Origin of the sequence: Streptomyces lydicamycinicus (assembly GCF_000829715.2) — a bacterium.
GTDB lineage: Bacteria > Actinomycetota > Actinomycetes > Streptomycetales > Streptomycetaceae > Streptomyces > Streptomyces lydicamycinicus.
This window is the reverse complement of the sequence record NZ_BBNO01000011.1, coordinates 102,588-120,468: the sequence shown is the minus strand read 5'-3', so window position 1 is coordinate 120,468 and position 17,881 is coordinate 102,588. Positions and strand designations below refer to the sequence as shown.

Here is a 17,881-nt window from a genome sequence, read left to right as displayed (position 1 = left end):
CCGTACTCGCGGGTAGCATGCTGGGTATGGCAGACACCCAGCAGTCGGAAGAGCAGGTGGAGGCGGCGGCCGGCACGGCGGCCGACAAGCGGGCCGGCCGGCGCACGGCCAGGCTCACCAAGCAGATCCGCGCCTTCGCCGACAGCCACGGCGGCAGCGCCGAGGGCCAGCTCGCGCACATCGGCCGCGGCCGCGTCCGGATCGCCCTCGTCGGGGCCAACGGCGAATGGGGCAACCTCGTCGCGGACTCCTTCGACTCCGCCAAGGACGCCGCCACGGCGTCCGGCATCACGCTTCAGGACGACTTCGACGGCGACCTCGCCGCCAAGGTCCGCACCGGTCGCTACGAGTGGTCCCGGATGGCGGGCATCCAGGTCGGCGGCCCGGCCAACGGCTGACGCGCGCTACCCGGGCGCCGTGCGCCGGAGCGTACGCCGGAAGCGGAGCCCGCTACCTCACCACCACCTCGTCCGTTAAGCCCACCAGGCGCGGCGCTTCGGCCGCGTCCGGCGGGCTCTCGGCGAGGAGAAGCGGATGGACGGCCTTCCCTTCCTGGTAGATCAGCCACCGCTCATCGACCAGTACAGCTTCGGCGCGGTGCACGACGAGCTCGGCCTCGGCTCCTTCGAGACCCACCTCGCCGCCGCAGCCGGCGCCCATGGCCCGGCCCCCGCCGGCACCAGCTACTTCGACAGCTTCACCGGCCTCGCGATACGCCGCTGGTGCCCCCCGCTGCTCGGTCTGGAACCGCACTGCCCGCCTGCCCGCTATCTGGCCCGCCGCCGCGAGATGGGCGCCTACCGGGCCGGACGCATGCTGCTGCGCGGCTCCGGGATCGGCACGTTCCTGCTGGCGGCCGGGGCGCCCAGCGATCTGACCTCGGCCGCCGAACTCGCCACCGCAGCCGCGGCCCCTGCCCACGAGGTGGTACGGCTCGAACCGCTCGCCGAGCAGGTCGCCGACACCTCCGGCAGCGTCGACTCCTTCATCGGCTACACCGCCGAGGCGCTCTACGCCGCGGCCCAGCACGCCACCGCCTTCGCCTCCGGCGCCACCCACTGCGAGGGGCGCGCCCCGGAGGCCGGTGAGGTGCGGCGGGCCGCGGACCGCTGGCTGCGCCGCCGCCGGCCCGGGGAGCGGCTCGGGGAGCCCGCGCTCGTCCGGCATCTGCTGTGGAGCGCGGTGGCGACCGGTCTGCCGGTCCAGCTGCACTGCCCCGATCCACAGCCGCTGGCGGCCTTTCTGCGCGCCACCACGGGCATCGGCGCGGACCTCGTCCTGCTGCCGGAGCCGCCGCACCACCGGCGGGCGGCGCAGCTCGCCGCGGTGCACGCCCATGTCTACGCGGACGCCGGGCCCTGCCCCGAGGAGACACTGAGCCGGGCACCGTTCGGCAAGCTGCTGTTCTCGTCGGGGGCCCGCGGGCTGCCCGAGCTCTATGTGACCGGCGCCCGGTGCTTCGTACGGGCCATGGCGCGGCTGGTACGGGAGTGGACCGACGAGGGCCTGTGCGGGCCCGGGGACGGGCGGCGGATCACCGAGACGGTCGGGTTCGGGACCGCGCGCCGGGTCTACCGGCTGAGCGCGGAGGCCGCCTGAGGCTCCGGTGCCGCATCCTCGCCGGAGGGGGCGGGCTCGCTCGGCTCTTCCTCCTGGAGCGGACCGCGGTCGCGCAACGACAGACAGACCCGCAGCACCCAGATCCACACCAGGGCCGAGCCCAGCATGTGGAGCCCGATGACCATCTCGGGCAGGCCCGTGAAGTACTGGACGTAGCCGATGACGCCCTGCGCGGCGATACAGGCGAACAGCTCCAGGAGCATCCGGCGCGGTGCGGCCGGCGCCTTGACGGCGCGCAGTGTGAACCACAGGGCGACGGACAGGCCGACGACGATGTAGACGAAGTCGACGTGAAGCTGGGTGATCTCCTGCCAGTCCAGCGGGATGCGGTGGACCTTCTTGGCGTCCCCCGCGTGCGGGCCGGTGCCCGTGACGACCGTGCCGATGACGGTGAGCGCGCCGGTCGCGGCCACCAGCAGCCAGGCCAGCTGCCGCGCCGGACGGGCGACCAGGTCGCGCGGCTCCTCGTCGCCCTCGCCAGCCCGCTGCCAGCTCAGCACGGCGACCGTGAGCAGCGCCGTGGCCGCGAGGAAGTGCGAGCTGACGATGTACGGGTTCAGGCCGGTCAGAACCGTGATACCGCCGATGACGGCATTGCTCATGACCAGCCAGAACTGCGCCCAGCCGAGCCGGGTGAGCGAGCGGCGCCGGGGGTGACGGGCGCGGGCGGCGATGATGAACAGTCCGACGACCGCGCACAGCACATACGTCAGCATGCGATTGCCGAACTCGATGAGGCCGTTGATGCCCATCGCGGCGGTCGGAGTCAGGCTGTCCGGCGTGCACTTGGGCCAGGTCGAGCAGCCCAGCCCGGACTGGGAGAGCCGGACCGCGCCACCCGTGACGACGATGATCACGGCCATCACGACGGTGGCCAGCGCGGCCCGTCGCACGAAGGCCGCGGACGGCTGCCAGCGGCGGGCGATCAGCTCAAGGGGATTCAGCGTGTTCGGCACGGGAGCCATCGTATGCGGGCCCTTGTGCAAACTTTCACGAGGGGTGCGTTCGCCACGGAACCATCCAGGGGGGCCGTGCCCCGGCCGCCTACTCCCAGCGGAAGAACCGCGCCGCGGCCCCCAGCCCCAGCACCGCCCACACCGCCAGGATGCCGAGGTCCGGCCAGGGGAGGCCGGCGCCGTGCTGGAGCACCTCGCGCAGCCCGTCGGACAGCGCCGTGATCGGCAGCAGCCCGAGCACGCTCTGCGCGGCCTCCGGGAACTTCTCCAGCGGGACGATCACGCCGCCGCCGACCAGCAGCAGCAGGAACACCAGGTTGGCCGCGGCGAGGGTGGCCTCCGCCTTGAGCGTGCCGGCCATCAGCAGGCCCAGGCCCGAGAAGGCAGCGGTGCCCAGGAGGAGCAGCGCCGCCACCGCGAGCGGGTTGCCCTGCGGGGACCAGCCCAGGGCGAGCGCGACCGCCGTCAGCAGCGTGATCTGGAGGACCTCGGTGACCAGCACCGCACAGGTCTTGGCGGTCATCAGCCCCCAGCGCGGCAGCGGCGAGACGGCGAGCCGCTTGAGCACGCCGTAGCGCCGCTCGAAGCCGGTGGCGATGGCCTGGCCGGTGAAGGCGGTGGACAGCACGGCGAGCGCCAGGATGCCGGGCGCCAGGAAGTCGACGGAGCTGCCCGCGCCGCCGGCCGTGGCGGTGGGCACCGCGATGATGTCGACGGCGGAGAACAGGACCAGCAGCAGCGTCGGGATGATCACGGTCAGCAGCAGCTGCTCACCGTTGCGCAGCAGCATCCTGGTCTCCAGGGCCGCCTGGGCGCGGATCATCCGGGGCAGCGGAGCCGCACCGGGCCGCGGGCTGAAGGTGCCGGTGACGCCACCGGCCTCAGTGGTGGTCATGCGCGCAGCTCCTTGCCCGTGAGCTCCAGGAAAACGTCCTCCAGGGTGTGGCGTTCGACGGCTATCGCGTCGGGCATCACGCCGTTCTGGGCACACCAGGAGGCGACGGTGGCCAGCAGCTGCGGATTCACCTTGCCGTGGACGCGGTAGACGCCGGAGGCGGGCTCGGTGGCGGCGCTGTCCGCGGGCAGCGCCTTGAGGAGCGAGGCGAGGTCGAGTCCGGGGCGGCCGGTGAAACGCAGGCTGTTCTCCGCGCCGCCGCGGCACAGCGCGTCCGGGCTGCCCTGGGCGATCACCCGGCCGCCGTCGATGATCGCGACATCGTCGGCGAGCTGCTCGGCCTCATCCATGAAGTGCGTGGTCAGTACGGTGCTGACGCCGTCGGCGCGCAGTTCCCGTACGAGGTCCCAGGTGGCGTGCCGGGCCTGCGGGTCGAGTCCGGCCGTCGGCTCGTCCAGGAAGACCAGCTCGGGGCGGCCGACCACGGCCATCGCCAGCGCCAGCCGCTGTTGCTGGCCGCCGGAGAGCCGCCGGTAGGGGGTCCGGCCGCAGCTGCCCAGGCCGAGCCGGTCGATGAGCGCGCCGACGTCGAGCGGGTGGGCGTGCAGGGTGGCGGTGTGCCGCAGCATCTCCTCGGCCCGGGCGCCCGCGTAGACGCCGCCGGACTGGAGCATCACGCCGATGCGCGGTCGCAGTGCCGCGGCGTCGGCGACCGGGTCCAGGCCCAGGACCCGCACCCGGCCGGCGTCCGGGCGGCGGTAGCCCTCGCAGGTCTCGACGGTGGTGGTCTTGCCGGCGCCGTTCGGGCCGAGCACGGCGGTCACCGCGCCGCGCGCGACGGTCAGGTCGAGCCCGTCCACGGCGGTCTTGGTCCCGTAGCGCTTGACCAGGCCGGTGATCTCGACGGCGGGCTCTCGGCCGGGAGGCCGGGGGTCGCCCCCCGGGGAGGTGCTGGGCATGCCGGGCAGTCTACGGAGAGTGGCGGGCCGGGCTTCAATGGGGGCGAGGGCCCGGAAAGCTGTTCGTTCCCCGATCCGGCGGTGTGGGACCGAACGGATTTCGGGGGCCTGAAACCGCTGTCCGCCGCTGCCGGCCCGGCGGACGCCCGCGCAGGTCGGCGCCGCTTTCGCCACTCCTCCGGGGACTTGAATTAGGTAACCCTAAGTGATAGAGGCCACCCGCCGACGGCCGGGCGAGGCTTGAATCGCTTTGACGAATTACGCAACAATGGCGTTGTGAAATACGCGAGCGAGGAACAGGAAGGGCCCCCGGTCGAGCAGACCGACGGGCCGGCCGCCTCCGCGCCCGAGAAGACCGAGCGGCGGGGGCCCGTCTCCCACGCCGCGGCGCCGCACGACGAACAGCAGGGCACCCGCAACCGGGTCGCCCGCTCCATTCTCGACCACGGTCCGTCCACCGCGGCCGAGCTCGCCCTGCGCCTGGAGCTGACCCAGGCGGCCGTCCGGCGGCATCTGGACGCGCTGGCCGCGGAGGGCGTCGTCGAGCCCCGCGAGAAGCGCGTCTACGGCACCCGTGGCCGTGGCCGCCCGGCCAAGGCGTTCGCTCTCACCGACTGCGGGCGGGACGCCTTCGACCAGGCCTACGACCAGCTCGCCTCCGATGCGCTGCGCTGGATCGCGCAGAGCGCGGGGGGCGGCGAGAAGGGCGAGGCGGCCGTCGCCGCGTTCGCCCGCGCCCGCCTCGCGGCGCAGGCCGAGGGCTACCGCGAGGCCGTCGAGGCCGCCGAGCCGGAGGCCCGTACCGAGGCCCTTGCGAAGGCGTTGACCGCGGACGGGTACGCTGCTACGGCGCGCAGCGCCCCCAATCCCCAGCTCGGTGAACAGCTCTGCCAGCACCACTGCCCGGTCGCCCATGTCGCCGAGCAGTACCCGCAGCTGTGTGAGGCGGAGACCGAGGTCTTCTCCCGATTGCTCGGGACCCATGTACAGCGTCTTGCCACCATCGCCCATGGCGATGGGGTGTGTACGACCTTCGTCCCGAAGGCCGGTGCCGGCAAGGCCGCTCACAGCACCGCACGCACCAGTAAGACCACCACAGCATCTGCAAGCACGGCCGGGAGGAACCCCGCATGACGCTCCCCACGGAGACTGCTCACCCTGAGCTCGAGGGCCTGGGCAAGTACGAATACGGCTGGGCCGACTCCGACGTGGCCGGCGCCTCCGCCAAGCGCGGTCTCTCCGAGGCCGTCGTCCGCGACATCTCGGCCAAGAAGAACGAGCCGGAGTGGATGCTCAAGCTCCGCCTCAAGGGGCTGAAGCTGTTCGACAAGAAGCCCATGCCGAACTGGGGCTCGGACCTGTCGGGCATCGACTTCGACAACATCAAGTACTTCGTCCGCTCCACCGAGCAGCAGGCCGCCTCCTGGGAGGACCTGCCCGAGGACATCAAGAACACCTACGACAAGCTCGGCATCCCCGAGGCGGAGAAGCAGCGCCTGGTCGCCGGTGTCGCCGCGCAGTACGAGTCCGAGGTCGTCTACCACCAGATCCGTGAGGACCTGGAGGAGCAGGGCGTCATCTTCCTGGACACCGACACCGCGCTCAAGGAGCACCCGGAGCTCTTCCAGGAGTACTTCGGCACGGTCATCCCGGTCGGCGACAACAAGTTCGCGTCGCTGAACAGCGCGGTGTGGTCCGGCGGCTCGTTCATCTACGTGCCCAAGGGTGTCCACGTCGACATCCCGCTCCAGGCCTACTTCCGGATCAACACCGAGAACATGGGCCAGTTCGAGCGGACGCTGATCATCGTCGACGAGGACGCCTACGTCCACTACGTCGAGGGCTGCACGGCGCCGATCTACAAGTCGGACTCGCTGCACTCCGCGGTCGTCGAGATCATCGTGAAGAAGGGCGGCCGCTGCCGCTACACGACCATCCAGAACTGGTCGAACAACGTCTACAACCTGGTCACCAAGCGCGCCGTCGCCTACGAGGGCGCGACCATGGAGTGGGTCGACGGCAACCTCGGCTCCAAGGTGACGATGAAGTACCCGGCCGTCTACCTCATGGGCGAGCACGCCAAGGGCGAGACCCTGTCCATCGCCTTCGCGGGCGAGGGCCAGCACCAGGACGCCGGCTCCAAGATGGTCCACATGGCGCCGAACACCTCCTCCAACATCGTCTCCAAGTCGGTGGCGCGAGGCGGCGGCCGGACCTCCTACCGCGGTCTGGTCGAGATCGGCGAGGGCGCCGCGGGCTCCAAGTCCAATGTGCTGTGTGACGCCCTGCTGGTGGACACCATCTCCCGTTCGGACACCTACCCCTACGTCGACGTCCGCGAGGACGACGTGTCGATGGGCCACGAGGCGACCGTCTCCAAGGTCAGCGAGGACCAGCTCTTCTACCTGATGGCGCGCGGTCTGTCGGAGGACGAGGCCATGGCGATGATCGTCCGCGGCTTCGTCGAGCCGATCGCCCGTGAGCTGCCGATGGAGTACGCGCTGGAGCTCAACCGCCTGATCGAGCTCCAGATGGAAGGCGCGGTCGGCTGACGGCCACGGCACACTCAACGACCGACGCGGCGGCCGTCCTGCGGGCAGGCCGAGGATCGCAACCAGAAAGCGAGCACTACGACAGCCATGGCTGAGGCTCAGAACATCCCGGCGGGTTCCACCACCACCGGCTCCCTCGCGGTGGCGGCGGAGTCCACCGTCGCCACGAGGATGAGCGCCCCGCCGTCCTACGACGTGGCGGACTTCCCCGTGCCGCACGGCCGCGAGGAGGAGTGGCGCTTCACGCCTCTCGCGCGCCTGAAGGGCCTGCACGACGGCAGCGCCGAGGCCGGCGGTCCCGACCTGAAGATCGACATCACCGCGCCCGAGGGCGTCACGCATGAGCTCGTCGACCGCGCCGACCCGCGGGTCGGCAAGGCCGGCAAGCCCGTCGACCGGGTCGCCGCCCAGGCGTACAGCTCGTTCGAGAAGGCGTCGGTGATCTCGGTCCCCAAGGAGGCACAGCTCTCCGAGCCGATCCGGATCACCGTCCACGGTGAGGGCGGCACGGCCTACGGCCACCAGGTCATCGAGCTCGGCGCGTTCGCCGAGGCGGTCGTGGTCATCGACCACACCGGTGACGCGGTGCTCGCCGCCAACGTCGACTACCTCCTCGGTGACGGCGCCAAGCTGACCGTCGTCTCCGTCCAGGACTGGGACGACCACGCGGTGCACGCGGGCCAGCACAACGCCCTGGTCGGCCGGGACGCGAGCTTCAAGTCCGTGGTCGTCACCTTCGGCGGCGACCTCGTCCGGCTGCACCCGCGCGTCAGCTACGCCGGCCCCGGCGGTGAGGCCGAGTTCTACGGTCTGTACTTCACCGAGCAGGGCCAGCACCACGAGCACCGGCTCTTCGTCGACCACGAGGCGACCAACTGCCGCTCCCACGTCGTCTACAAGGGCGCGCTCCAGGGCGACGACGCGCACGCCGTATGGATCGGTGACGTGCTGATCCAGGCCTCGGCGACCGGTACGGACACCTACGAGCTCAACCGCAACCTCGTCCTCACCGACGGCGCGCGGGTCGACTCGGTGCCCAACCTGGAGATCGAGACCGGCGAGATCGTCGGCGCCGGCCACGCCTCGGCGACCGGCCGCTTCGACGACGAGCAGCTGTTCTACCTGATGGCCCGCGGTATCCCGGCCGACGAGGCCCGCCGACTGGTCGTCCGCGGCTTCTTCGCCGAGCTGGTCCAGCAGATCGGTCTCCCGGACGTCGAAGAGCGTCTGATGAGCAAGATCGAGGCCGAGCTGGAAGCGTCCGCGGCATGACGTACGTACGCGCAGCGGCGCTCAGCGAGCTGGAGGAGGACACCCCCAAGCGGGTGGAACTCGACGGCACGCCCGTCTCCCTGGTCCGCACCGAGGGAGAGGTGTTCGCGATCAACGACATCTGCTCGCATGCGAACGTCTCGCTCTCCGAAGGCGAGGTCGAGGACTGCTCGATCGAGTGCTGGCTGCACGGTTCGAGCTTCGACCTGCGCACCGGCAAGCCGAACGGCCTTCCCGCGACGCGCCCCGTCCCCGTATACCCCGTAAAGATCGAAGGGGACGACGTGCTCGTCTCCGTCACCCAGGAGTCCTGAGTTCCCCATGGCAACGCTTGAGATCCACGACCTGCACGTCTCCGTCGAGGCCGAGAACGGCCCGCGCGAGATCCTGAAGGGCGTCGACCTGACCGTGAAGCAGGGCGAGACGCACGCCATCATGGGCCCCAACGGCTCCGGCAAGTCGACCCTCGCCTACTCCCTCGCGGGTCACCCCAAGTACACGATCACCGGCGGCACCGTCACCCTCGACGGCGAGGACGTCCTGGAGATGTCCGTCGACGAGCGCGCGCGGGCCGGCGTCTTCCTCGCCATGCAGTACCCGGTCGAGGTCCCCGGCGTCTCGGTCTCCAACTTCCTGCGCACCTCCGCGACCGCGATCCGCGGCGAGGCCCCCAAGCTGCGGCTGTGGGTCAAGGAGGTCAAGGAGGCCATGCAGCGCCTCCAGATGGACCCCGCCTTCGCCGAGCGCAACGTCAACGAGGGCTTCTCCGGCGGTGAGAAGAAGCGCCACGAGATCCTCCAGCTGGAGCTGCTCAAGCCGGCCATCGCGATCCTCGACGAGACCGACTCCGGCCTCGACGTCGACGCGCTGCGCACCGTCTCCGAGGGCGTCAACCGCGTCCGCGAGACCGGCGAGGTCGGCACCCTGCTGATCACCCACTACACGCGCATCCTGCGCTACATCAAGCCCGACCAGGTCCATGTCTTCGCCAACGGCCGGATCGCCGAGTCCGGTGGCGCGGAGCTCGCGGACAAGCTCGAGGCCGAGGGCTACGAGGCATACACGAAGGGTGGCGCAACCGCGTGACACAGCTGCCGGGCCTCCTCGACACAGAGGCGATCCGTAAGGACTTCCCCCTTCTGGACCGCCAGGTCCACGACGGGAAGAAGGTCGTGTACCTGGACAACGCGGCGACCTCCCAGAAGCCGCGCCAGGTCCTCGACGCCCTGAACGCCTACTACGAACGTCACAACGCCAACGTCCACCGCGGCGTGCATGTGCTCGCCGAGGAGGCCACGGCGCTGTACGAAGGCGCCCGTGACAAGGTCGCCGCCTTCATCAACGCGCCGAGCCGCGACGAGGTGATCTTCACCAAGAACGCCTCCGAGTCGCTCAACCTCGTGGCCAACATGCTCGGTTGGGCCGATGAGCCCTACCGCGTGGACCGCGAGACCGAGATCGTCATCACGGAGATGGAGCACCACTCCAACATCGTCCCGTGGCAGCTGCTCTCGCAGCGCACCGGCGCGAAGCTGAAGTGGTTCGGCATCACCGACGACGGCCGTCTCGACCTGTCCAACATCGAAGAGGTCATCACGGAGCAGACGAAGATCGTCTCCTTCACGCTGGTCTCCAACATCATGGGCACCGTCAACCCGGTCGAGACGATCATCCGCCGCGCCCAGGAGGTCGGCGCGCTGGTCTGCATCGACGCCTCGCAGGCCGCCCCGCACATGGTGCTGGACGTGCAGGCGCTGCAAGCCGACTTCGTGGCCTTCACCGGCCACAAGATGTGCGGCCCGACCGGCATCGGCGTCCTCTGGGGCCGCCAGGAGCTGCTGGAGGACCTCCCGCCGTTCCTCGGCGGCGGCGAGATGATCGAGACCGTCTCGATGCACTCCTCGACCTATGCGCCCGCCCCGCACAAGTTCGAGGCCGGTACGCCCCCGATCGCCCAGGCCGTCGGCCTCGGCGCGGCCGTGGACTACCTCACCTCGATCGGCATGGACAACATCGCCGTGCATGAGCACGCGATCACCGAGTACGCCGTCAAGCGGCTGCTGGAGGTCCCCGACCTGCGCATCATCGGCCCGAGCACGGCCGAGGACCGCGGGGCGACGATCTCCTTCACGCTCGGCGACATCCATCCCCACGACGTCGGCCAGGTGCTGGACGAGCAGGGCATCGCGGTCCGGGTGGGTCACCACTGCGCACGGCCGGTCTGCCTGCGCTACGGAATTCCCGCGACCACGCGAGCGTCGTTCTATCTGTACTCCACGCCCGCCGAGGTCGACGCCTTGGTCGAGGGCCTGGAGCACGTCCGCAACTTCTTCGGTTAAACAGACACAGCCGGTTAACAAGCACAGCGGATGAGGACGAGGACTGACTGAGCCGTGAAGCTGGATTCCATGTACCAGGACGTCATCCTGGACCACTACAAGCACCCCCATGGGCGCGGTCTTCGGGACGGCGACGCCGAGGTGCACCATGTCAACCCCACGTGCGGTGACGAGATCACGCTCCGCGTGCGGCTCGACGGCGCGACGATTGAGGATGTCTCCTACGAGGGCCAGGGCTGCTCCATCAGCCAGGCCAGCGCGTCGGTGCTCAACGACCTCCTGGTCGGCAAGGAGCTCGGCGAGGCGCAGAAGATCCAGGAGACGTTCCTGGAGCTGATGCAGTCCAAGGGGCAGGTCGAGCCGGATGACGCCATGGAGGAGGTGCTGGAGGACGCGGTCGCGTTCGCCGGTGTCTCGAAGTACCCGGCGCGTGTGAAGTGCGCGCTGCTCAGTTGGATGGCCTGGAAGGACGCCACGGCCAAGGCCCTCTCCGAGGAGGCGAAGACCGCATGACCGACACCCCGACCACCACGAAGCCCGCCTCCGAGGAGGAGGTCCGCGAGGCGCTGTACGACGTCGTGGACCCCGAGCTGGGCATCGATGTCGTCAACCTGGGGCTGATCTACGGCATCCACGTCGACGAGGCCAATATCGCCACCATCGACATGACGCTGACCTCCGCGGCCTGCCCGCTGACCGATGTCATCGAGGACCAGGCGAAGTCCGCCACGGACGGCATCGTCAACGAACTGAAGATCAACTGGGTCTGGATGCCCCCGTGGGGCCCGGACAAGATCACCGACGACGGCCGCGAGCAGCTCCGCGCGCTGGGCTTCAACGTCTGACGAGATCTCCTCAGCGCTACGGCCGTGCCTGCCAGTCACCACTGGCGGGCACGGCCGTTTCGGCGTTCCGGGGCCCGCGCAGGGATATGTACGCCCGTACGCAACGTTGTGTACGCTCGTACGCATGGCCCCTTTGATGCTCGCCGGCGCGATCCTGTCCGAGGTCCTCGCGACCACCGCGATGAAATACAGCGACGGCTTCAGCAAGCTGTGGCCGTCGCTGTACACCGCGGCGGGCTACCTGCTCGCCTTCTTCCTGCTCGCGCAGACGCTCAGGACGATGAGCGTCGGCACCGCCTACGCGATCTGGGCCGGTGTCGGCACGGCGCTGATCGCCGCGATCGGGATGGCCTTCCTGGGGGAGAGCACCAGTGCGCTGAAGATCTTCGGGGTGCTGCTGGTCATCGCGGGTGTCGTGGTGCTGAACCTGGGCGGGGCGCACTGATGGGCCGGCGCTACGACCCGGACCGGCGGCAGCGGATCATCGACGCGGCGATCACCGTGGTGGGCGAGCGCGGTATCGCCGGGCTCAGCCACCGCTCGGTGGCCGCCGCGGCGGATGTCCCGCTCGGCTCGACCACATACCACTTCTCGACCCTGGACGAACTGCTGGTCGCAGCGTTGCGGCAGGTCAACGGCGAGTGGCTGGCCGACTTCACGCGCTGGGCCGACGGGATCGATCCGGCGGTGCCGCTCACCGACGAGGTTGCTCGGCTCGTCGAGGAGACGCTGAGCGGGGACCGCTCGCGGATGGTGCTGGAGTACGAGCTGTATCTGGCGGCGCTGCGGCACGAGGCGGTGCGGCCGATCGCCGCGGAGTGCCTGGACGAGATGGTGCGGCTGCTCGGACAGCGGATCGGCGACGTCCGGACCGCGCGGGCCGTGGTGGCCTTCACCGACGGGCTGACGCTCCAGCATCTGCTGACCGGGCAGCCCTTCGACCCCACGTCGGTACGGGCCGGGCTGGCCGGGGTGCTGGGCTGAGCGGCGGCCCCGGCGGCGCGCGCCTTGTGCACCCGTACGAACCCGGTGGTGCGACCCTACGGACCGGCCCGATCGCTGAGACCGGTTCGCCTCGGCGGGCGCCCTCCGGTTAGGTTTCGAACATGACCGAAGCTGCTACCTCCCGTACGACCGGCGCCGTCGCCGCCGGGCTCGCCACCGTCACCTCCGACGGCACCGTTCTCGACACCTGGTTCCCGGCACCCGAGCTGGCCGCCGCCGACGGCCTGGGCCCCGCCGGCACCGAGCGCCTCGACGACGAGCGCGCCACCGAACTGCTGGGCGCCGCCGTGCTCAAGGCGATCGGTCCCGACCCGGTCCGCGAGGTCGAGGTCGTCGCCGTCCGCACGGTCATCGCCTCCCTCGACGACAAGCCGCTGGACGCCCACGACGCGTATCTGCGCCTCCACCTGCTCAGCCACCGGCTGGTCAAGCCGCACGGGCAGAACCTGGAGGGCGTCTTCGGCCTGCTGTCCAACGTCGCCTGGACCTCGCTGGGCCCGGTGGCCGTCGACCGGGTGGAGACGGTACGGCTGAACGCCCGCGCCGAGGGGCTGCACCTGATGGTCACCGGCATCGACAAGTTCCCGCGGATGACGGACTATGTCGCGCCCACCGGCGTGCGGATCGCGGACGCCGACCGGGTGCGGCTGGGCGCGCACCTCGCGGCCGGCACCACGGTCATGCACGAGGGCTTCGTCAACTTCAACGCCGGGACGCTGGGCACCTCCATGGTCGAGGGCCGGATCAGCGCGGGTGTGGTCATCGGCGACGGCTCCGACATCGGCGGCGGCGCCTCCACCATGGGCACCCTGTCCGGCGGCGGCAAGCAGATCATCGCGGTCGGCGAGCGCTGCCTGCTCGGCGCCGAGTCGGGTATCGGTATCGCGCTGGGCGACGAGTGCGTCGTCGAGGCCGGTCTGTACGTCACCGCGGGCACCCGGGTCACGCTGCCCGACGGCCAGATCGTCAAGGCCCTGGAGCTCTCCGGCGCGGACAACATCCTCTTCCGCCGCAACTCCACCACCGGCGCCGTCGAGGCCCGCCCGAACAAGGCGGACTGGGGCGGCCTCAACGAGGTGCTGCACAGCCACAACTGAGCGGTCACGGTCACACCACGGCCCGGCGGGCGTCCCGCCGGGCCGTTGTTGTCGCCACCCCGCTCCCCGGCCCGGCCGCCCGCCGATAAGCTTTGCGCCATGCGTGATCTTGTAGCGGGGATGCGGTATCTGGGCAAGGGGCAGCGCTGGGTCGCCCAGCACGGCCGGTGGTGGGGATTCGGGCTGATTCCGGCGCTGATCGCCCTGGTGCTGTACGCCGCGGTGCTCACCGTGCTGGCCATCTGGTCCGGCGATATCGCGGCCTGGGCGACGCCGTTCGCCGACGGCTGGGACGAGCCCTGGCGGGGGCTGCTGCGCGGGGTGTTCGTGGGGCTGCTGTTCGCCGGCGGGCTGATGCTCTCGGTGCTGACGTTCACCGCGGTCACCCTGCTGATCGGCGACCCCTTCTACGAGTCGCTCTCGGAGAAGGTCGAGGAGTCCGAGGGGCACTGCCCGCCGTCCCCGGACCGGCCGCTGTGGCAGGAGATCTGGATCGCGCTGCGGGACAGCGTGCATGTGCTGCTGCGGGCCGCCGGCTTCGGCATCCTGCTGTTCGTCCTCGGGTTCGTCCCGTTCATCGGGCAGACCGTGATCCCCGCGATCGGCTTCTGTGTCTCCGGCTTCTTCCTCGCCGTCGAGCTGACCTCGGTGGCCATGCAGCGCCGGGAGATCCCGGTGCGCGAACGGCTCCGACTGCTGCGCGGCCGCAAGGCGCTCGCGGTCGGCTTCGGTACCCCCATCGTGCTGCTGTTCCTGATCCCGTTCGTCGCGGTGGTGCTGATGCCGGGCGCGGTCGCCGGCGCGACGCTGCTCGTCCGCGACCTGGTGCCGGGCCCGGACGAGCCGTCCGGGCCGGCGCCGGGCGAGGCGGCCGCCGGCCCGGACCAGACCGCGGCTCCGTACGGGCAGCCGGGCGCGCCGGGCGGCTTCGGGCCGCCGCCCGCCCCCTACCCGCCTAACCAGGGACACCCGCAGGCACCGCGGTATCCGCATCAGCAGTCCGGTCCAGGGTCGTCCGCAGCGCGTCCACCAGCCGGCTGGTGAGCTCGGCGTCCGCCGCCAGCAGCGGGCCGCGCACGGGTCCCGCGGGCAGCCCGAGGTGCTGGAGCAGCGCCTTCGTGGTGACCGTGCCGGGGGTCTCCCCGCCGGTCACCGCCTCGATGAGCGGGACCAGGGCGAGCTGACGGCGGGCCGCCGCGGCCGTGTCGCCGGCGTCATAGGTGTCCAGTACGGCGCGCACCGCCCGGGGTGCGGCATTGGCGACCGTGCTGACGCAGCCGGCGCCGCCGAGGGCCCGTAGCGGCAGGATCTGTTCATCGCAGCCCGCGTAGTAGGCCAGGTCCGTCGCGGCCAGCACCTTCGCCGTCTTCAGCAGGTCGTAGCCGCAGTCCTTGACCGCCACGATCCGCGGATGGGCGGCCAGCCGCAGCAGGGTCCGGGTGCTCAGCGCGGTGCCGGTGCGGCCCGGGATGTCGTAGAGCATCACCGGCAGTCCGGTGGCGTCCGCGACCGTCCGCAGATGATGGCCGACGGCCTCCTGGGTGGGCCGCGAGTAGTACGGCGTGACCACCAACAGGCCGTGGGCGCCCGCCCGTTCGGCGTCGCGGGCCAGGGAGACGGTGTGCCGGGTGTCGCTGGTGCCGACCCCCGCGATGATCCGCGCCCGGTCGCCGACGGCCTCGGCCACGGCCCGCAGCAGGGTCTCCTTCTCGGCGTCCGACGTGGTCGGGGACTCCCCGGTGGTGCCGCTCAGCACCAGTGCGTCGCAGCCGCCGTCGTCGACGAGGCGGGTGGCGAGTTGCTGCGCGCCGTCCGGGTCGAGCGCGCCGTCGGCGGTGAACGGGGTGATCATGGCGGCCGCGGTGCGCCCGAAGGGCGGTGCGGCGGTGCGGGGGGCGGTCAGGGTGGTCATGCCAGGAGTGTGAGGGCGCCTCATAATTCACGTCCACTTAGTTGTGCTGGTGGGTTTGTTAAGCATCGCTACGCCAGCGGGGCCCGGAAACGTGAAGCGGCCGCCGCACCCTCAGGTGCGACGGCCGCTCGGGCATCACAGGCCCATCACGCGCCAGTCAGGCCATTCCGCGAACGCTTCAGGTCCTGGGTCCGCTCGGAAGCGGACTCCTCCGACGACTTCGGCTTCCGCTGGTCGGCGCGCCGCTCGGCGGCACGGTCCTTGTTGCCCGACTTACGGTTCTGGGACTTCGGCATGATGACTCCCTATGTCTCGCCGAATGGTGCTTACCTGCCCAGTACCGCACCCCCGGTGGCAGTTGGCCCCCGGACGTGGGCCGGACGGGTGACGGGGGAGTCACGTGCGGTGACCTTCCGCCGTGCTACGGGCGGATCCGCAGCACCTGCGGATCGTGGTCGCTGGCCTGGTCGGCGTACTCGGCGTTGAGGTGCACGATGTCGTAGTCGGCGCGGGTCAGCCGGCGGCTGGTGAGCATGTGGTCCAGCACCTGCGAATTGCCGCTGTAGACATAGCCGTAGCGCTCGGCGGCCGGCAGCCGGTCGACCTGGTCGGTGAGCACACCCCCGGCGGTGAGGGCCTTGAGGGCCGGCGAGAACTGGTAGTCGTTGAGGTCACCGGCCACCACCACCGCGGCCTTCGGGTCCTTGGCCAGCAGCTCCTTGACGAACGTGTTCACCAGCCCGGCCTGGGCGGTGCGCTGGGTCTCCGAGCTCCGGGCGGGCGGCTGGAAGCGGCTGTCCAGCCCCTGGTCGCCGCCCTTGGAGTTGAAGTGGTTGGCGATCACGAACACCCGGCTCCCCGGGCGGCTCTTGAGCGAGAACTGGCCGACCAGGGGCTTGCGGCTGGTCTTCCACGCCGGGTCGGCCGGCGCGATCCGGCCCGGGGACGCGGACAGCGTGGCCTTGCCGTGGTCGTCGACCACCTTCACCGGTGTCGTGGCGTCCCCGCCCTTGATGTCGGTGAACGAGACCCGCTCGGGGTTGAACAGGAACGCCACCCGGATGTTGCCGCCGGGCTGGCCGCCGTCCTGGTCGTTGGCCGGGTCGATCTGCCGCCACTCGTATGCCGGGCCGCCGGCCGCCTTGATCGCCTCGGTCAGCTTCTTGAGGGTCTCCCCGGCGGTGACCACACCGTTGTCCTTGGTGCCGCTGTCGTCCTGGACCTCCTCCAGCGCGACCACGTCGGGGGTGGCGAGGTGCTCCACCAGCCCCTTGGCCAGCCGGTCGAACTTGGCCTGCGGGGTGCTGGGGGAGAGGTTCTCGACGTTGTAGGTGGCCACCGCCAGCTCGTCGGACTTCTGCTTGCGGGTCTTCTCCGGCTCGGGGCCCTTGTCGGCGAGTTTGCCCAGCTCGGTGGCCTGAAGCGTGTAGCCGCCGAAGCTGTCGTAGTCCAGCGGCCCGGCGGTGGTGCCGGTCAGTGCGTCACCGACATCGGCCACCGGGAACGGCTGCTGCGCGAACGGGATCAGCGACGCGACCTTGACCCGGCCGCCGTTGGGGTCCGCGTACGAGCCGTAGAGCGTGCCGCCGCGGGCCGTGCGGTGGCGCTTCGGCTCGGCGGTCACCCACAGCTCGTGATGGGGGTTGGTCGCCCCGACGACCGGCGCGTTCGACACCGCGACGCGCATGCCCTCCAGCGACTCGTAGCGGTCCAGGGCGTACGAGCCGGGGCGCAGCTTCAGGGACTCGATGCTCTTGCCGCCCGCGTCAGGGGCGTAACGGTTCGGCACCGAGGCCGGCTTGAGGGTGAAAGCGGCCGGCAGCGGGGCGTCGGCGGAGACCGTCTTCCAGGTCGCGTCGGTGATCTCGGTGACCGACTGGAGACCGGCGTCCTTGCCGCCGGGGTAGTACTCGCTGACCGTGCCGGAGAAGGTGATCGCGTCACCGACCGTGACCTTCGGTGTCTCCTTGCCGGTGAAGACGAAGACCGCCTCACTGGTGGCCGGATCGCGGTCCGGGTGCGGGTCCTGCACCCAGAAGCCGCGTGCCGAGCCGAACGAGCGGATCGCGGTGACCGTACCGGGCACCTCGCTGACCTGCTGTCCGGCCAGCGGGGATATTCGGGTGCTGCCCTGGATGTCGTGGATCCGGGCGCCGGCCGCCGAGGCGGACTGGGTGGCGGTCAGCAGTCCGCCGGCCAGGGCGGCGCAGACCACCGCGGCGACGGTGACCGGTCTGCGGAGCGAGCGACGGGACGGCATGCATGCCTCCGAGGGTTTGGGGGGTGGCTGGGGCAACGTCGAAACGAAGCGGGACCGGCGCACGCTACGCGCGTCGATCTGCGTCAATCTCTTGTGCACACAAGGGAGTTGTCAAGCTTCTGCGGGTAACCAGAAGGGGGCGCGGGGGTGAACCGTCCGAGATACGGAG

Annotated in this window: 20 protein-coding genes; 14 read left to right on the top strand and 6 right to left on the bottom strand. The window is 70.8% G+C overall.

Features of this window, described 5'->3' with window-relative positions; genetic code table 11:
* The first annotated feature begins 17 nt into the window (after positions 1–17).
* Both TU31_RS33430 and TU31_RS33425 read left to right on the top strand, forming a co-directional pair.
* Positions 18–398: a hypothetical protein gene (locus tag TU31_RS33430; RefSeq protein WP_042161697.1), complete on the top strand. Its 381-nt coding sequence runs from the start codon at positions 18–20 to the stop codon at positions 396–398.
* 136 nt (positions 399–534) lie between these two features.
* Complete coding sequence (locus TU31_RS33425; RefSeq protein WP_181018725.1) at positions 535–1,599, top strand: amidohydrolase; 1,065 nt, start codon at positions 535–537, stop codon at positions 1,597–1,599.
* Here the strand turns inward: TU31_RS33425 and TU31_RS33420 are convergent.
* From TU31_RS33420 to TU31_RS33410, 3 genes are all read right to left on the bottom strand, one after another.
* Positions 1,572–2,576 (bottom strand): COX15/CtaA family protein, encoded by a 1,005-nt coding sequence (locus TU31_RS33420; protein WP_042161695.1) that lies wholly within the window; start codon positions 2,574–2,576, stop codon positions 1,572–1,574. The genes TU31_RS33425 and TU31_RS33420 overlap by 28 nt on opposite strands.
* An 88-nt stretch (positions 2,577–2,664) precedes the next feature.
* The gene (locus TU31_RS33415; protein WP_042161693.1) at positions 2,665–3,471 is read right to left on the bottom strand and encodes an ABC transporter permease; all 807 of its coding nucleotides are present in this window, start codon (positions 3,469–3,471) and stop codon (positions 2,665–2,667) included.
* The gene (locus tag TU31_RS33410) at positions 3,468–4,430 is read right to left on the bottom strand and encodes an ABC transporter ATP-binding protein (protein ID WP_042161691.1); all 963 of its coding nucleotides are present in this window, start codon (positions 4,428–4,430) and stop codon (positions 3,468–3,470) included. The genes TU31_RS33415 and TU31_RS33410 overlap by 4 nt, the downstream gene beginning before the upstream one ends.
* A 276-nt stretch (positions 4,431–4,706) precedes the next feature.
* Here TU31_RS33410 and TU31_RS33405 point away from each other — a divergent pair, with 276 nt between their 5' ends.
* From TU31_RS33405 to TU31_RS33350, 12 genes are all read left to right on the top strand, one after another.
* Positions 4,707–5,564 carry a helix-turn-helix transcriptional regulator gene (locus TU31_RS33405; RefSeq protein WP_042161689.1) on the top strand — a complete coding sequence of 286 codons (858 nt, stop codon included), beginning with the start codon at positions 4,707–4,709 and terminating at the stop codon, positions 5,562–5,564.
* The gene (gene sufB, locus TU31_RS33400) at positions 5,561–6,982 is read left to right on the top strand and encodes a Fe-S cluster assembly protein SufB (protein WP_042161687.1); all 1,422 of its coding nucleotides are present in this window, start codon (positions 5,561–5,563) and stop codon (positions 6,980–6,982) included. Before TU31_RS33405 ends, sufB begins: the two co-directional genes overlap by 4 nt.
* A gap of 87 nt (positions 6,983–7,069) precedes the next feature.
* Complete coding sequence (sufD, locus tag TU31_RS33395; protein ID WP_042161685.1) at positions 7,070–8,254, top strand: Fe-S cluster assembly protein SufD; 1,185 nt, start codon at positions 7,070–7,072, stop codon at positions 8,252–8,254.
* Positions 8,251–8,568 carry a non-heme iron oxygenase ferredoxin subunit gene (locus tag TU31_RS33390; RefSeq protein WP_018091858.1) on the top strand — a complete coding sequence of 106 codons (318 nt, stop codon included), beginning with the start codon at positions 8,251–8,253 and terminating at the stop codon, positions 8,566–8,568. Before sufD ends, TU31_RS33390 begins: the two co-directional genes overlap by 4 nt.
* A 7-nt stretch (positions 8,569–8,575) precedes the next feature.
* Positions 8,576–9,340: a Fe-S cluster assembly ATPase SufC gene (gene sufC / locus TU31_RS33385; RefSeq protein WP_042161683.1), complete on the top strand. Its 765-nt coding sequence runs from the start codon at positions 8,576–8,578 to the stop codon at positions 9,338–9,340.
* A complete protein-coding gene (locus tag TU31_RS33380; protein ID WP_042161682.1) occupies positions 9,337–10,593 on the top strand; it encodes a cysteine desulfurase in 1,257 nt (418 codons plus the stop codon). Before sufC ends, TU31_RS33380 begins: the two co-directional genes overlap by 4 nt.
* Before the next feature lie 54 nt (positions 10,594–10,647).
* The gene (gene sufU, locus TU31_RS33375) at positions 10,648–11,106 is read left to right on the top strand and encodes a Fe-S cluster assembly sulfur transfer protein SufU (RefSeq protein ID WP_030411905.1); all 459 of its coding nucleotides are present in this window, start codon (positions 10,648–10,650) and stop codon (positions 11,104–11,106) included.
* Positions 11,103–11,438, top strand: coding sequence for a metal-sulfur cluster assembly factor (locus TU31_RS33370; protein ID WP_018091854.1), 336 nt, complete (start codon positions 11,103–11,105; stop codon positions 11,436–11,438). Before sufU ends, TU31_RS33370 begins: the two co-directional genes overlap by 4 nt.
* 124 nt (positions 11,439–11,562) lie before the next feature.
* Positions 11,563–11,883 carry a DMT family transporter gene (locus TU31_RS33365; RefSeq protein WP_042161679.1) on the top strand — a complete coding sequence of 107 codons (321 nt, stop codon included), beginning with the start codon at positions 11,563–11,565 and terminating at the stop codon, positions 11,881–11,883.
* The gene (locus tag TU31_RS33360; RefSeq protein WP_042161677.1) at positions 11,883–12,422 is read left to right on the top strand and encodes a TetR/AcrR family transcriptional regulator; all 540 of its coding nucleotides are present in this window, start codon (positions 11,883–11,885) and stop codon (positions 12,420–12,422) included. Before TU31_RS33365 ends, TU31_RS33360 begins: the two co-directional genes overlap by 1 nt.
* 122 nt (positions 12,423–12,544) lie before the next feature.
* Positions 12,545–13,540, top strand: coding sequence for a 2,3,4,5-tetrahydropyridine-2,6-dicarboxylate N-succinyltransferase (gene dapD / locus TU31_RS33355; protein ID WP_042161675.1), 996 nt, complete (start codon positions 12,545–12,547; stop codon positions 13,538–13,540).
* Between the two features lie 99 nt (positions 13,541–13,639).
* Positions 13,640–14,584, top strand: a complete 945-nt coding sequence (locus TU31_RS33350; RefSeq protein WP_045867348.1) for an EI24 domain-containing protein — start codon at positions 13,640–13,642, stop codon at positions 14,582–14,584.
* On the opposite strand, the gene dapA is transcribed toward TU31_RS33350, so the two are convergent.
* The 3 genes from dapA to TU31_RS33340 form a co-directional block, all read right to left on the bottom strand.
* Positions 14,496–15,452: a 4-hydroxy-tetrahydrodipicolinate synthase gene (gene dapA / locus TU31_RS33345; protein ID WP_042161672.1), complete on the bottom strand. Its 957-nt coding sequence runs from the start codon at positions 15,450–15,452 to the stop codon at positions 14,496–14,498. The genes TU31_RS33350 and dapA overlap by 89 nt on opposite strands.
* A gap of 146 nt (positions 15,453–15,598) precedes the next feature.
* On the bottom strand, positions 15,599–15,748 hold the full coding sequence (locus tag TU31_RS39265; RefSeq protein WP_167536074.1) for a hypothetical protein: 150 nt from the start codon (positions 15,746–15,748) through the stop codon (positions 15,599–15,601).
* A gap of 125 nt (positions 15,749–15,873) precedes the next feature.
* Positions 15,874–17,712: a DUF8508 domain-containing protein gene (locus TU31_RS33340; protein ID WP_042161671.1), complete on the bottom strand. Its 1,839-nt coding sequence runs from the start codon at positions 17,710–17,712 to the stop codon at positions 15,874–15,876.
* Between the last annotated feature and the right edge of the window lie 169 nt (positions 17,713–17,881).